At 63.2% G+C, this 13,984-nt stretch carries 12 protein-coding genes; 8 read left to right on the forward strand and 4 right to left on the reverse strand.

Features of this window, described 5'->3' with window-relative positions:
* Window positions 1-98: 98 nt before the first annotated feature.
* From AB5S17_RS06720 to AB5S17_RS06730, 3 genes are read right to left on the reverse strand one after another with little or no spacing between them, the layout of a single operon-like run.
* Window positions 99-938 (reverse strand): phosphoadenosine phosphosulfate reductase family protein, encoded by an 840-nt coding sequence (locus tag AB5S17_RS06720; RefSeq protein WP_369237499.1) that lies wholly within the window; start codon window positions 936-938, stop codon window positions 99-101.
* Window positions 935-4,378 carry an ATP-binding protein gene (locus AB5S17_RS06725; RefSeq protein ID WP_369237501.1) on the reverse strand — a complete coding sequence of 1,148 codons (3,444 nt, stop codon included), beginning with the start codon at window positions 4,376-4,378 and terminating at the stop codon, window positions 935-937. Before AB5S17_RS06725 ends, AB5S17_RS06720 begins: the two co-directional genes overlap by 4 nt.
* The gene (locus AB5S17_RS06730; RefSeq protein ID WP_369237503.1) at window positions 4,375-5,340 is read right to left on the reverse strand and encodes a DUF4007 family protein; all 966 of its coding nucleotides are present in this window, start codon (window positions 5,338-5,340) and stop codon (window positions 4,375-4,377) included. Before AB5S17_RS06730 ends, AB5S17_RS06725 begins: the two co-directional genes overlap by 4 nt.
* Window positions 5,341-5,450: 110 nt before the next feature.
* Here AB5S17_RS06730 and AB5S17_RS06735 point away from each other — a divergent pair, with 110 nt between their 5' ends.
* Window positions 5,451-6,611, forward strand: a complete 1,161-nt coding sequence (locus tag AB5S17_RS06735; protein WP_369237506.1) for a cysteine desulfurase family protein — start codon at window positions 5,451-5,453, stop codon at window positions 6,609-6,611.
* On the opposite strand, the gene AB5S17_RS06740 is transcribed toward AB5S17_RS06735, so the two are convergent.
* Window positions 6,570-6,926 (reverse strand): hypothetical protein, encoded by a 357-nt coding sequence (locus AB5S17_RS06740; protein WP_369237508.1) that lies wholly within the window; start codon window positions 6,924-6,926, stop codon window positions 6,570-6,572. The two genes, AB5S17_RS06735 and AB5S17_RS06740, sit on opposite strands and share 42 nt — an antisense overlap.
* Before the next feature lie 563 nt (window positions 6,927-7,489).
* Here AB5S17_RS06740 and AB5S17_RS06745 point away from each other — a divergent pair.
* From AB5S17_RS06745 to AB5S17_RS06775, 7 genes are all read left to right on the forward strand, one after another.
* Window positions 7,490-8,941, forward strand: a complete 1,452-nt coding sequence (locus AB5S17_RS06745; RefSeq protein WP_369237510.1) for a DNA phosphorothioation-associated putative methyltransferase — start codon at window positions 7,490-7,492, stop codon at window positions 8,939-8,941.
* A 57-nt stretch (window positions 8,942-8,998) separates the two neighbouring features.
* Window positions 8,999-9,520, forward strand: a complete 522-nt coding sequence (locus AB5S17_RS06750; RefSeq protein ID WP_369237512.1) for a hypothetical protein — start codon at window positions 8,999-9,001, stop codon at window positions 9,518-9,520.
* Window positions 9,521-9,572: 52 nt separating this feature from the next.
* Window positions 9,573-10,397 (forward strand): hypothetical protein, encoded by an 825-nt coding sequence (locus AB5S17_RS06755; RefSeq protein ID WP_369237514.1) that lies wholly within the window; start codon window positions 9,573-9,575, stop codon window positions 10,395-10,397.
* A 140-nt stretch (window positions 10,398-10,537) separates the two neighbouring features.
* Window positions 10,538-11,356, forward strand: a complete 819-nt coding sequence (locus AB5S17_RS06760; RefSeq protein ID WP_369237516.1) for a metallophosphoesterase — start codon at window positions 10,538-10,540, stop codon at window positions 11,354-11,356.
* 35 nt (window positions 11,357-11,391) lie between these two features.
* Window positions 11,392-11,928, forward strand: coding sequence for a hypothetical protein (locus AB5S17_RS06765; protein WP_369237518.1), 537 nt, complete (start codon window positions 11,392-11,394; stop codon window positions 11,926-11,928).
* 100 nt (window positions 11,929-12,028) lie between these two features.
* Entirely contained in the window at window positions 12,029-13,309 is a 1,281-nt protein-coding gene (gene soxC / locus AB5S17_RS06770; protein WP_369237520.1) for a sulfite dehydrogenase, read from the forward strand.
* Window positions 13,293-13,916 (forward strand): c-type cytochrome, encoded by a 624-nt coding sequence (locus AB5S17_RS06775; protein WP_369238310.1) that lies wholly within the window; start codon window positions 13,293-13,295, stop codon window positions 13,914-13,916. The genes soxC and AB5S17_RS06775 overlap by 17 nt, the downstream gene beginning before the upstream one ends.
* Window positions 13,917-13,984 lie beyond the last annotated feature (68 nt).

The following is a 13,984-nucleotide window of genomic DNA, read 5'->3' on the forward strand; positions in this document are numbered from 1 at the left end:
CGTCCAATTGGTTTTGTGCGCGGCTTTTCGAGTTTTAGCCGCGCACGTATGCTAAGGTGCTATGGATGTGTTGTTTCTTAAGTCCGTCTTTTTTTTGGCTACTTATGACAACTTAGGCAGCCTTTGGCGGACCCGTAAATCACGTCGATATCCATCGGCTCATCGGTCTCTCGAAGGGGATTTGCCACCTGCTTGCTTTGAGCCCGAGCCACCCGCGTCGCGTGTTCCTGGCGTATCTGAGCAATCCGCTCGGGTCGTGAAAGCTCATCGAGGCTCTCCCCCTGACTCCAGGTGAAAGGGGAGCCATGATCGACAGCGTTCTTTTCGTAGGTCTTGGCATCTTCGAATGCTTCAGGATGCTCCTCCATCAACCGAACCCACTCGATCTTCTGCTGGTAGAAGCAGAACGTGCAGCCGCTCCGCGACCGCCAGCGGTAATAGTCGGGGAGCCCAACCCCGGAAGCCTCTAGAAGCTCGATGACGCCGGCCTTGTCGATCCCGTGCTCGCGGAATGGAAGCCTGACCGCCAGGTTCTTATGGCTTGAGGAATACCCCTCGCGATAATCCTCGTCTCCCCGGATGGCGACATAAGAGAAGACCTTCGTACCCTCGTCCAGAGAAGGCCGGATCCACTCTTCAAACGGCGCTATCTTCAGCTTCCGGGTGCACCAGCGCGTCATCGGCGAAGGGAGGAAGTTGTTGTACTGGGCGAGCCAGAAGTCGAACGTCCGATCCGGGTTCAGACGATGGATCTGCTTGCCAATGAAGCCTTCTAGTCGAACAAGAAACTTGTAGACCTCCGGCAGTTCTTTCCCGGTATCGGTGAAGAAATACTCAAGGTCGATCTCCGGATGATTCTGCGCCATATAGACAGCGAGGGCCGCGCTGTCGCGCCCGCCTGAGAGGCCAAGCACATGACGTTCGGCAACCTTGCTCATCGATCCGCTCCTCCGTTCAGCCTTGTGACATCCTTCGCCTTCTCGGGCACGTGATCGAAATCGACTGATCCGATATCGCCGCCTTCCGCAAGCGACGAGGCAAATTCGGCCAGAGCGGCCAACGCGACATTCGTCGCAACGCCGGCATCATTGAACGTCTCCTTGAGGCGGTTGACGATCTCGCCCACCTTCGCTCGATCCCCCGTGCCGATGTCGAAGTCGGGCATGACCGGTGTTGGTCGATCCGGATCGCCGATGAAGAATGCCATTCGGATCCGCCCGTCTTCGCGATTCTTCACGTGCGCGAAGGCCTCGGCGCGCACGAACTCCTGAGCGAGGGCCGCCAGTTCAATTCCGGCGTTATCTACGTCACGATCGACCCAGTCCTTCGGCGGCTTGTTCGCTGCCAGGCTTGCGATCCCTTCGATCTCGTCGACTGCGCCGGTGTAGGCGGCAAGCCGGGTGGCGAGAGCGTCCAGCCGGAAGTTGCCCGTAAGGCCTTTCACCACGACCGCACGCTCGTGCAGGGCGTTCATGGCCGATCGTGAACGTCCTTTGACCCGCAATTCGCGCAAAAGGATTCCTTCGAGGTTTTCGAGCATATCCGGGTAGATGCCGACGATTTCGGTCAAGCCCTCCCGGATCGAGGACACGATGCGATCCGCATCTTTCTCGCCGAGGTCGGCTCCGTCGGCGAAGACGGTCGGAAGATCGTCGAGCAGGAACTTGTTCGGATCGCTTGCGAGCTTCGCCAGATTGCGAACGCGGGCGGCGCCGCCAGACAGGCGGTTCGTCCGCAGCACCCAGGCCGGCTGACCCAGGACGATCCCGACGAGGCGCTTCGCGATGTCGATCGTCTCCTTGCTCTCTAGCGGCCGGCAGGCGTCGCCGAATTCATCGACGAGGTCGGCAACGCCCGAAAGGACCTTCGCATGGAACGGCGAGGTCTCGACCCAGCGAAGGCGCACGCTGGTGGGATCCTGCGTCAGACGATCGATGAGAAGCGGAGTGATCCGGGTTTGGAACACGCCATCAAGATATATGGCCAATCGCTCCGCTCTTGAGAGCAGGTAAGCCACAGCGAAGACTGGCAGAAGTCCATCACGCACGCCGAAGGGATTTCGTTTCCATGCGTCGTAAAGGACACCGAGATCGGCACCCGAGGGACCGGCATCCATGAAGATCTTTTCGGCGCGACGCCACATCGGACCATAGGGATGATTGTCCGAATCTGCCGGATTGACGAACTCCCAGGCTGCCGATTTGCCAGAGCGCCGGACATGCAGATTCTCGGAAAGGAGCGAGTCGTAAAGGCCGGCAGCAGCGGGATATCCCACGAAGCCAAGCCGCTTGTTCTGCCGGTTGTCCACCATCGCCCGGAGCAGTTCCTTGCGGGCTCCCATTGCGTTGCTGGACGGCTTGATGCGATTGAGCAGTTCGTTGCGAATGACCGGCGCTTGATCATAGCGCTCGTCGCAGAGATCCGACGCGATCCTGCTCAGAACGAGGCCGGCCCCCTTTGCCGAATTGGCAGTCGCCTTCCGGCGTGCTTCATCTTTCCACGTCCATTCGGCCATACCGAAGACTTCGATAAGCCGGGTTTCGAGTTCACCCGTCAGACGAGCGATACGTGCGGATATCTCCCGTCGAGCGACGGCATCGCCCTGAAGCTCCGAGCGCTCGGTGCGCACGGTCTCCAGGGCGATGAGTTCCCTCGCCTGCTCTCGCAGGAGAAAATTCTCCCGGATCCGCCCCACCGCCACGGGATAATCGCTCGCCGCCTTCGCTGCCCCGCGCCAAAGCCGTCGCGCCTGCTCGTCGTTATCGCCATCCGAGTTCATCAGAAGCAGAAACAGACCCGTGGCACCCTGCTTGGGACGGAATGACTTCACCCGATCGGCGCCATCCGCCAGCGACGCGATGTCGACTTCGAACCAGCGAAGAGTCCCGGTTTCATGGTGGTGCCGCTTCGCGAGAACCGGCTGCAGAGGAGCCAGGGTACGGAGTCGGGACAGATCGACGGCCGGGATTCGCGCGATAGCCTCGTCGACCGCAGCATCAATGTCGAAATCGCTTCCGGCGTAGATCGAAAACGAATTGGTGTGCCGCCGGTAGATGATCGTCGACCACGCCTTGAGATCCTCAAGAGCACGCTCCAGCTTCGCCGGATCGACGGAGGACAGTACTGTTCGAAGGACGGCTTCACTCGGAGCCAGCCCGGAGCGATCCTTGAACAGGTCGATCAAGGCGATCGACTTCACGAGATCGAGGTGGATGTCGGTCGCGCCCTTGGCGTCGCAGCGCTCTACCGCGTCGACGGCCAGCGACCACCTGTGCCCATCGGGCGATGCGAGGATCGACGGCTCGAGATTGGCTCTAAGATACTCCCACAGAAGCGGCGCCCCATAGGTCGAGCCGCTCTTCTTGGACGTCGCCTCGAGGAACTGCTGAAACGCAAACGGCTCGGCCGAATTGAGGAAGCCGAAGACGCTCCTCTGGTTCTGACCGAAACGCCGGCGCGAGAGCGGCCCCAGGAGACACGCCACGATGGGATGCAACGGCCAGCATTCGTGGAGGCGGGCGCCGAGATCCGCTCCTGTCCCGGGTCTGTTCGACGCGACCGCGGCCGCGATCGTTTCGGCCAGCGGCCGATTGGCAGCCGGAGCCGCAGCCGTCTCGATGGCCCTAGCGACGAGTTCGATCTGTTCCTCGCCGGCGACATTGATCGGTATGTCCGAAAAGCGCCCCTGGATCTTCAGCCATTCATCGCGAGCCTCGCGGTTCAGCCGATGCGCATAGTCGTCGAAGGACTGATGGAGGATGCCGACGACGACAAGCCGTCCCTTGCTCCGATTCGCGGCCTCGGCCAACTGCTGGAAGAAGTAGACGTCGACGTCCTTCCCAGATGCAGCTTCCTCAAGGAACTTCCCCATTTCGTCGATGAAAACGAACACACCGGCATGAGCCGACGATTTCGACACCCGAAGCAGTTCCTCCGCCGGATCGAATTTGCCGCTCTTCGCCTTGGACTTGGGGAAAGCGGACGCCATCGCGTCGCGGACCGCCGTGGCGGGATCTGCCCGGCGGCCGACCACGGGCAAGACGGCCCACGGCTTCGACTTCGAGCCAAGCAGATTCAGGATCTCATCCGAGCGATCGTCGCCGATAGCTCTCCGAGCGCCGGTGGCCACGTCACCCCCGGACAGAAGTCCGGCAAGCGCGACCGCCAGGCTCGACTTGCCGCATCCGTACGGCCCGGTCCAGGTAAAAGCCCCCTGTCCGGTCTCGGCGATCTGCCGCGCCATGCCCCGGACGGCGTCGGCGGTGCTGCGAGGACAGACGAACCCTTCGATGGCGCCGGCATGGATGTCGGCATCGATCCGGATAGAACGCTGAAAACGACGGCGGACGTCCACGACGTCGCTGAGCATCTTGGTCACGCCGCCATCTCCTTTGATGCGTAGAGAGGGATGATGAAATCGATGGGCTCGAGGTCGCCGATCGAAGGGCAATAGACTTGCCTCATGCCAGTCGACTCGTCCCAGCGGACCGCTCCGCCGGTCAAAGGCGCCAACCGCTCCAGACGCTCGGCCACGGAATCCTCGTCGAGAACGAAGGCGCGCCCCGGCGAACCCGGTTCGTGCGTAATGGCCTCGACGGTGAACTCGCGACGGGTCGGGTAAAGCTGCTGCCAGAACTGAATCAGCGCATACAGGAAGACTTCGTCGGGAAGGGACGGCTTCGGCCCGCGGCGAAGCTGAAAGGCGTTGCCCACATCCACCGACTGAACGAGCCCAAGCTCCGTCAGAGGACACTCAAGGCTGTCTTCCTGCGACTGTCTGCCGTTCGCAGCCTTCTGCGCATAGGTTCGAATGAAGCACAGCACGTCGCCCTTGAGGGTGGAATCGCTGACACGACCGACCTTGCCACCCGACTCTTCGGCAAGCTCCGCGCACCGTCGCGCAAGGCGAAGCCGGAGCGTATCGCGCGTGAAACTCGCCTCGTTGCACTCGTTGAACACCCAGTACCATGTCGTCGCGCGTGCGGGGTTCGAGACGATGTTCCAGTGGAGAAGCCAAAGGCTCGAAGGAAGTTCGAGATACGGATCGCCCTCGTCGCCCAGTAGCAGGTCGCCGACTTCGGTCACCGACAGCGCTCCGTTCGAGTCGGCTTCGATCTTGAGGATCCCGACAGCCTGCATCCAGTGACGCATCGACGTCACCATGTTCTTCCCGACGCCGAACGCGGAAATCGCAGCATCGTCGGCGAACACGGCTCGCGCATCCTCTACGCCGCGGGCATTTGCCCTCTTGATCGAATCATAAGATTTCTTCAACCATCCGTAGCGAAGCGGGAAGGTTTCGTGCCCTGCAAACTGAAGGCGAAACTGATCGTCGCTCAAAAGGCTTCGCATTTACGAATCTCCAACCGTCTCGTAAAACGAGGCGTAGCATCTGCTCGCTGGTGCCGACAACCAGTGACCGACCGATCCGAACACTGACGGTGAACGAAATGCCGGCCATCTACATGGATTATCAGGCGACCACACCCCCGGATCCGCGGGTCGTCGAAAGGATGCGCGACGGGCATGAAAGTGGACAGGGGTTCGCGAACCCGCATTCCGTCAGCCACGACCTCGGGCGATCGGCTGCGGCGGAAGTCGCCGCTTCTCGCCGCAGCGTTGCGACCCTGATCGGCGCAGACGACGATGAGATCGTGTTCACGTCAGGTGCAACCGAAGCGAACAATCTCGCTATCCTAGGCACCTGTCACGACCTGACCGACAGAAACGAGATCGTCGTGTCGGCGATCGAGCACAAGTCCGTCCTGGCAGCCGCAAGGCACTTGGAGAGCAAAGGATTCGTCGTGCGGAAGGCGCACGTGGATGCGGCCGGCAGGGTCGACATGGACCACTTGCATGACCTGATCGGCAGCAGCACGCGGCTCGTCTCAGTCATGGCGACGAACAACGAGATCGGCGTGGAGCAGGATATCGCACCTATCGCCGCGCTCTGCAGGAATGCCGGGTGCCTCTTCCACGTCGATGCCGCGCAGGCTCTCGGAACGTTCGCGGTCGACGCCTATGAGTGGGGAGCGGACTTCCTCAGCTTGTCATCGCACAAGGTGTACGGCCCAAAGGGAATTGGTGCTCTTTTCGTCGCGCGAGACGCTCGCCGACACATCCGGTCGATCATGTTCGGTGGCGATCAAGAAGACGGGCTCAGGCCGGGGACGTTGGCGCCGAACCTTTGCACTGGATTCGGCGAGGCGTGCAACATCCTTGCATCCGAACGTTCGGACGAGATCGTCAGGCTCGTAGGCCTACGGGATCGCTTTCTGTCGAAGTTGCGCGAGCGCATCCCCGCCTACGAAATCAATGGAACGCTGACGGGACGGCATCCCGCCAACCTGAACATCAGGTTTCCCGGCATCGAAGCCGATCAGATGCTCGCGATGTGCGAAGGCCGGGTCGCAGCAGCGACGGGATCGGCCTGCACATCGGGCATACCGGAGCCGTCGCATGTATTGATCGCGCTCGGCAGGACGTCCCGCGAGGCAAATGAGTCAATCCGATTCAGCTTCGGGCGATTTACCACCGCCGAAGACATCGACGCCACGGTCGAAGCATTGTCAGCAGCTACCGCCCTCTTGGATGGGCTGGCTGACGCGTAGCACCTGTTTGCCGCCATCTCCGAGATGCGAAACGCACACGTCGAGCATCTCGATCCCGCTATGACGCGACCTAATCTCCCGCAGCCGCGCCTCAAGATCGATGCTGTCGAGATCCCTGAGTTCGTCGAACTGCTCGTCGTCAAAAAGATCGGTGACGTCGAAAATGCGATGTGCCGTGTGCTCGGCCTCAAAAGAAGGCGGCGGACACCACAGGTCGACTTCGTCGAAGTATTCGCGAACGGCCTCTTCCGGGGTCGCGCCGTAGATGGCGTTGACGGCCTTTGCGCTCGGGGATTCCAAAATGTATCGACGCATTTGACCTACCTACCTGCCGGATAAAGCGATTCCATCTAGGATACGTCTTCGCGGGTGCATCGGAAAGGCACAAGGCCGGGTCTAGCGTTGCAACGAGGAAGTCCCTTGAGGAAAATCGGAAAGCGGATCCGCGGTGCCACATACGTCCATAGAACTTCGATGGGCAGCCTTACTGGTTGCGAAATCACAAAGGCGCTGAGAGCCGAGGAGATAGCCGCCGGAATAGCGGACTGGAACGTTCTGAGGATCGATGCATCCCCGATCATAGCCTTGCTGACATACGAAACATTCGAGAACCATGCCTTTCCGGCGCTTCTCCATTCCTGTCGAGTAGACGTGTCGAAAGGAACGGCGACGTGCCGGAGCTTCGCAAACTCGCGGAATCCCCTCATTCTGCATCGCAAGGAACTTCTGGTGGACCCGGCTCATCCGGACGTCGCGGAATGGGAAAGAATGACCAGGGCTCTCGAAGATGCCGGAGCATTCGAGAAACCTCACCTCATCGGCCGCCGTAACCAATGGATAGGCCGGCTTCGCGAAATGGGCTTCAGGGTGGAGGGGCCATGTCTAGTTTCGATCCAACGATAACACCGGACAGCAGCCAGGACCTCGAGGTATTCCGGTATAGGACCGCACTGAACAGGAGCCGGCTCTCGCAGCCGATGGCCCTGCTGACCTCCTACGGAGTGATCCGGCACGGCAGGACCATCCTCGACTACGGATGCGGCCAAGGCGATGACGTCTCGGGTCTTCAGGCCGCGGGGTACGACGTAGCGGGCTGGGATCCGTTCTTCCGCGCCGACGCCCCGCTGCAAGCGGCGGACGTCGTGAATCTCGGCTTCGTCCTGAACGTGATCGAGGATCCTGCCGAGCGCGCCGAAGCCCTGGCAAAGGCTTGGAGCCTGACCAGATGCGCCTTGGCCGTTTCAGTCATGCTGAGCACGGGTCAGCAAACGGCGGGGCAGCGGCCTTACGGGGACGGTGTGCTTACCTCCAGAGGCACTTTCCAGAAATACTACGGCCGAGCCGAACTGAGAGATCTCGTTTCCCGGGTCACCGGGGAGACCCCTCTGTCGGTCGCTCAAGGCATCGTCTTCGTGTTTCGAGATGAAGCCGCCGAAGACGAGTATCTGTTTGAGCGGCACGCGAGCCGCCGCCGAGACATTTCCGGCATCGTCTCGCGCCGCGAGCGAAAGCAGCCGTTCCAGCGCCTCCCGGCCGCCGAACGCATCGCGCCGGCGCTGCAGGAGATAGCCGACTTGCTGCTTTCCCGCGGCCGGCTGCCCTATCCCGACGAGCTAAGTCCGGCATCGGGTTCGCTACTGCAATCGGAGAGGGTCTCGCTTCAACGGGCGTCCGACCTCGCGGTCTCAACGGTGGTTTCAGCGGAGCGACTGCAAGAGGCCGGCAAACGCAGGCAGGAGGATCTTCTCGTCCATGCCGCGGCGACGCTGCTGCGGGCGCGCAAGGTCGAGGCGTCATCGGGATCTTCGATCGGAAGGGATATACGTAGTCATTTCGGAAGCCTGACCGCCTTCGAGGACCGAACCCGCAGCTTCCTCTTCGGCCTGTCCGACTCGGAAGCCGTGACTGCAAGCATGAACGCCGCAAATGCCTCGGGACTGGGCGTCATGGACGACGAGAACAGGCTGATCGTCGCCGGCCGGCGGCTGGATGAACTGTCCCCGGACCTGCGGACCTACGTGTCATGCGCCTCGATCCTCGGCGAGCCGGAAGGCGAGTTCCTGGCTCGCATCGACGCGGCCCGGAAGCGCGTGAAGTTCTTCCTGATCCAGAATCCCTCGGCGCCATGCCCCGTGACCGAGCAACAGATCGTGGTCGACCTCCGACGGCAGCAGGTGTTCGAGCAGAACCGCTCTCGCAAGATCCTGCGGAAGGCCGACCTCTTCGGGATGTCGCCGCGCTCGAAGCAGAGGACCAAGGAGGCGGCACTTCGAGCCGCCCTCGCGCTCGAAGAGGCCGCAGTCTTCGCGGACGTCGCGGAGACAGGGTAGCCGAAGGATCTCGCGACTTTCTCCGTTTGCACCTCGAATGGCAGCATAACAACGGAGGTGCCCATGGATCGCTATCCCCGCACGGTCGAATCGCTCTACGTCGAGGTGACCTATGCCAACGGCGACGTCGAACATTACCCGATCGAACTTGACGGCGGATATTGCACGAACGGCGAATACGCCCACAGCCTGAACAGAGCGCCCAATCATATCGTCGAGGCGTCCGAACGCTGCTCTTGGGCCTCAGACGACTTCATGTACGCCATCGGCGATGGCGGAGAGAGGTCCGGATCGGTGACGCCGGACGAATTCGAGTACGCCGACGAGGAGGGCGCGGAGCCGTTCAAGTGGCGGATCGTCGGCTCCGAAGCGGACCTGTGTCGCGAGAAGATGGCCTACTGGCTGGACCGGCTTCGCCCCGACGAGGTCCTTGCCATGCCGTCGGACAGCGACCTCGACCCGGCCGACAAGAGGCGCCTCTACGACGACATCCGCTCCTACTGGTCGTGGATGAACGATCCGGTGGCGGAACTGGAGCAGATGGTGGCCTCGAGATCGGAAGCGTCGCCGGCGCCCTGAGATCGCGACTTGCGGAATCGCCGGCTACTCTCCCGGCAACGTCGGAGGCTTCATGTCCATCATCTCCTACACCTGCGCCAAGACAAACGTCCCTATCCGCGCGCTCGAAATGTGCGGATACGAGGACCATCCGCGGCGCCTGCTCGAAATCCGGTATTGGGAGAACGGGTCTCTGAAGAAAATCAGAGGCGGACTGGCCGGCGAAGAACTTTGCCTTCTCGGTGCCGAATGGGGCCATGCCCCAGTCAGCCTCATCGAGACGGGCCTTCACGACGAGATCCTGAGAGGCACCGCCTTCGTTCTTGCGCCGAGCCTCTGCGGCGACGTGCCGGACAGCTTCCGCGGCCTGAGCCATGAGGATCCCGGGCAGGGCGATCTGATGCTGAGCGAGGAGCTACAGCGCTACATCGACGAGCAGGGACGCCTGCCGTCCTTCGAGGTCTATCGGATGCTCTACTGCGACAGCATCCCGATCGAGCGTGCGGCGGCCCTCGACGACGAAACGCTGATCTCGCTGGGCCGCCTAAACCGTCGGCTGGAGGACGCTGTCCGGGAGCAGACCGGTCATCCGGTAGATCTGCAATGGCGCGTCGGGCGGCGCGGGTCGTTCTCCGTCTCCTCACGATATTTTCCCGAAGCGGGCCGGCTGAAGATAGGTTCGGACGACGATCTTATGGCCGCGACCCACCTCTTCGGGAACCTTGGCCGCGACCGGGAAGCCTCTGATCGCCGGGCGAGGGAATACAAGGTCCCAAGCCTTGAGGACATTAACCAACTCAGGCTGACGAACACGTTCCGAGCGATGGCGGGGCTCGAGCCATTCTGGATTCCCGGCGAAGAAGCGACTATGTCGGTGGGGTTGGAAGCGAGACCATGACCTACGAGACGAGGAAGCCCGTCGTGATGAAGAAGACGCCGCAGCGCTGACGCTGCCGGCGATCGCCATCACGCGCCCAGAGGGGCGGCTTTCCATCTCAGCCGGGCTTCCTGCACCGGCCAGTCTCGAGGTCCGGCGCCATGAACACGACGCGCCTTCTCATCCTGTCAGATCTCCATCAGAACGACGGCGGCCGGCCGTTCGACCCGGCCACCGAGATCACTGCGCCATTCGACGTCGCGATCGTCGCGGGCGACTGCGCCGGCCGGCTGACGGACTCCATCACATGGCTGGGCGAGCGCTTCGCCGGCACGCCGACCATCTACGTCCCGGGAAACCACGACTTTTACAGAAACGGCGGCCCGTTCGGCTTCACGATCGACGACGAGTTTGCCGCCGGCCGCGATCTGGCTGCGGGGCTCGGCGTCACGCTGCTGTCCGACGACGCCTTCGAGATTGCGGGAATCCGCTTCCTTGGCGCGACGCTCTGGACCGACCTGCGCTCGCGCATCCATGCGAGCCGGCGTCACGCGTTCGCCGAAGCGAACAGGTGGATGAACGATTACCACTGCATCCACCGCGCCTCCTCGACGCGCCGGTCACGCCGGATCACGCCCGACGACACGCTCGCCTGGCACCGCACCTCTCGACGCTTCCTCGCCGAGGCCTTCGACGGCGGCGATCCGCGCCGCACGGTCGTCGTCACGCACCATGCGCCCAGCCTGCGGTCGCTCTCGTTGCCGAACGACACCCTGAACCACTGCTACGCCAGCGACCTCGAGCCGGAGATCGCGGAGTGGCGGCCGGCCCTGTGGGTCCATGGGCACATCCACGCCGCCAGCGACTTCAGGATTGCCGAAACACGGGTCTTGGCGAACCCGCTCGGCCGGGCCGGCGAGAACAGCGCCTTCCGGGCAGATTCGATCGTTTCGCTCAACGTGGCCGAAACCGCCGCATGAGACGCTCCGGGGTCGATCGACCCCGGAGCACCGTCATGCCCAAAGCCGCGTTCTCGCCCGACGCCGTCCGCAAGGCCATCGAGCGTCTTCCTGTCCAGTCTACGAAGGACGTGAAGGAGATGCGTCGCCGGGGCGAGGCCAATCGGCTCCCGGATCTGATCGATGCATGCGACGCCGAACTGGCAAAGCGCCCGATCGAGTACGACGGCGATACGGCGGCACGAATGCTCGTGGCCGAAGGCGTCGTCGAGAACTTCGACCTCGCTTCGGCGACCCGCTACGCCTTCTCGCAGGTCCTGCAGGCATCCGAGGAGGAGCGCCGGATCCTCGCCTGGATCGCCGCCAACCCGGGCGGCTCCTATGCTGATGCACTGAAAGCCTACGGGAAGGGCGATCTCTCACTTGCGATCGGGCACCTGGTCTACGACAGGTTCGGCTGCTTCCGCCGGTTCGTGAAAGACCATGAGGACCAGTCGTCCGTCCTGATCCAGAAGGAGCGCGGTCAGGGGAGCGTGCGCTACACGCTGCGTCCTGAGGTGTTGCCCGTGCTGAGCGACCTGGGCCTCATCTAGCCCATCACCTCCTCCCGTCCGACAGCCGAAGACCGCCCGAAGGCGCGTGACGCCCGGTGATCCCTGCCTAGTTGTTCTATCGAACATCAGGGAGGAGCAGATGGCCAGGGACAGCATGGAAAGGTTCGATCCCGGGAGGCGGCGCGTACTGACGACGGCCGCCCTCGGAGGCGCGGCTCTGGGCGGCGCCGGGATGCTCGGCGCGCGATCGGCGATGGCGCAGGCGGCCGGCCCGCTCGTCCCGCGGTCGATGCTCGAGCAGGGGCAGCCGATCGTTACGCCGCCCTACGGCGTGCCTTCGAAGTTCGAGAAGGACGTGGTGCGGCGCCCGACGGACGGGACCCCGACCGACCTCTCGTCCTGGAGCTTCACGCCACTGCAGGACCTTCACGGCATCATCACCCCGAATGGGCTGTTCTACGAGCGCCATCACAACGGCGTCCCGACGATCGACCCGGACCAGCACAAGCTGATGATCCACGGCCTCGTCGAACGCCCGCTGGTCTTCACCATGAACGACTTGATGCGGTTCCCGGCGGTTTCGGTGATCCACTTCCTCGAATGCTCCGGCAACTCGCTTTCGGAATACACCAAGCCGGCCGCCTCGGTGCAGACGACGCATGGCCTTCTCTCCTGCGTCGAGTGGACCGGGGTGCGCCTGTCGACGCTGCTCGACGAGGTGGGCGTGAAGCCGGAGGGCAAGTGGATTCTCGCGGAGGGCGCCGACGCCGCGGCGATGACGCGCTCGATCCCGATGGAGAAGGCGCTCGACGACGCCCTCATCGCCTTCGGCCAGAACGGCGAGGCGCTGCGGCCGGAGCAGGGCTATCCGGTGCGCCTGCTGCTGCCGGGCTTCGAGGGCAACATGAGCATCAAGTGGCTGCGGCGGCTCAAGGTCGGCGACCAGCCCTTCATGACCCGCGAGGAGACCTCGAAGTACACCGACCTGATGCCGGACGGAAAGGCGCGGCAGTTCACCTGGACGATGCAGGCGAAGTCCGTGATCACCAGCCCCGCCGCCGGCGGCATGATCGAGGGCGGCCCCGGCCCCGTCCAGATCACCGGCATCGCCTGGTCGGGCGCCGGCCGCGTGAAGAAGGTCGACGTCTCCGTCGACGGCGGCCGCTCCTGGACCGAGGCGACGCTCGACGGCGAGCCGCTGCCGAAGGCCCTGACACGGTTCCGGCTGCCATGGCGCTGGGACGGCTCGCCGACGGTCATCGCGAGCCGGGTGACCGACGAGACGGGCTACGTTCAGCCGACGCGGGAGGACCTCATCTCCGAGCGCGGCAACGCCTACACCTATCACTACAACGCCATCGCGCCGTGGAAGATCGGCCGGAACGGGGAGGTGACCAATGCCTATGCTGCCGGAGCATAAGACCGCCGCGGCGCTGGCTGCCGTCTTCCTCGCCGCCTCCACCGTCGCCGGCTTTGCTCAGCCGGCCGGCAAGGGCTCTCCCGCCGAACCACTCGGGATCGGCACGAAGCCGTCCGACGCGCTCGTGAAGGCGTGGAACATCGACATCGCGCCGGACGGCAAGAACCTGCCCGACGGAAGCGGCTCGGTGTCTCAGGGACAGAAGATCTTCGCGGGCACCTGCGCAGCCTGTCACGGCGAGAAGGGACAGGGCGGCGAAGGAATGATCGGCGGCCGCCTCGTGGGCGGCAAGGGCACGCTCGCGACGGACAAGCCGGTCAAGACCGTCGGAAGTTACTGGCCCTACGCCACGACGCTCTACGACTACGTCCACCGCGCCATGCCGTTCAACGCGCCGCAGTCGCTGACGCCGGACCAGGTCTACGCGGTCTCGGCATACGTCCTAAACCTCAACGGGATCGTCCCGGACGACGCAGTGATGGACAGGAACACGCTGCCGAAGGTCGAGATGCCTAACCGCGACGGCTTCGTGCAGATGGACACGAAGACGCTGGCGAAGACGACGGCCTGCATGAAGGACTGCAAGCCGCTCGTCGGGCGGCCATAGTGCCCTGACCCTGCCGCAGGCCGGCAAGTCCTCGGCAGATTGACCGGCCGCGCATCTCGACGGCCGGT

It is taken from the genome of Jiella sp. M17.18, from assembly GCF_041027365.1.
Lineage (GTDB): Bacteria > Pseudomonadota > Alphaproteobacteria > Rhizobiales > Rhizobiaceae > VKMB-3413.

Excerpts from the sequence above, each read along its gene's own strand:
- AB5S17_RS06720 (WP_369237499.1), bottom strand. The coding sequence starts at position 938 with ATGAGCAAGGTTGCCGAACGTCATGTGCTTGGCCTCTCAGGCGGGCGC.
- AB5S17_RS06735 (WP_369237506.1), top strand. The coding sequence starts at position 5,451 with ATGCCGGCCATCTACATGGATTATCAGGCGACCACACCCCCGGATCCG.
- AB5S17_RS06740 (WP_369237508.1), bottom strand. The coding sequence starts at position 6,926 with ATGCGTCGATACATTTTGGAATCCCCGAGCGCAAAGGCCGTCAACGCC.
- AB5S17_RS06745 (WP_369237510.1), top strand. The coding sequence starts at position 7,490 with ATGTCTAGTTTCGATCCAACGATAACACCGGACAGCAGCCAGGACCTC.
- AB5S17_RS06755 (WP_369237514.1), top strand. The coding sequence starts at position 9,573 with ATGTCCATCATCTCCTACACCTGCGCCAAGACAAACGTCCCTATCCGC.
- AB5S17_RS06760 (WP_369237516.1), top strand. The coding sequence starts at position 10,538 with ATGAACACGACGCGCCTTCTCATCCTGTCAGATCTCCATCAGAACGAC.
- AB5S17_RS06765 (WP_369237518.1), top strand. The coding sequence starts at position 11,392 with ATGCCCAAAGCCGCGTTCTCGCCCGACGCCGTCCGCAAGGCCATCGAG.
- soxC (WP_369237520.1), top strand. The coding sequence starts at position 12,029 with ATGGCCAGGGACAGCATGGAAAGGTTCGATCCCGGGAGGCGGCGCGTA.
- AB5S17_RS06775 (WP_369238310.1), top strand. The coding sequence starts at position 13,293 with ATGCTGCCGGAGCATAAGACCGCCGCGGCGCTGGCTGCCGTCTTCCTC.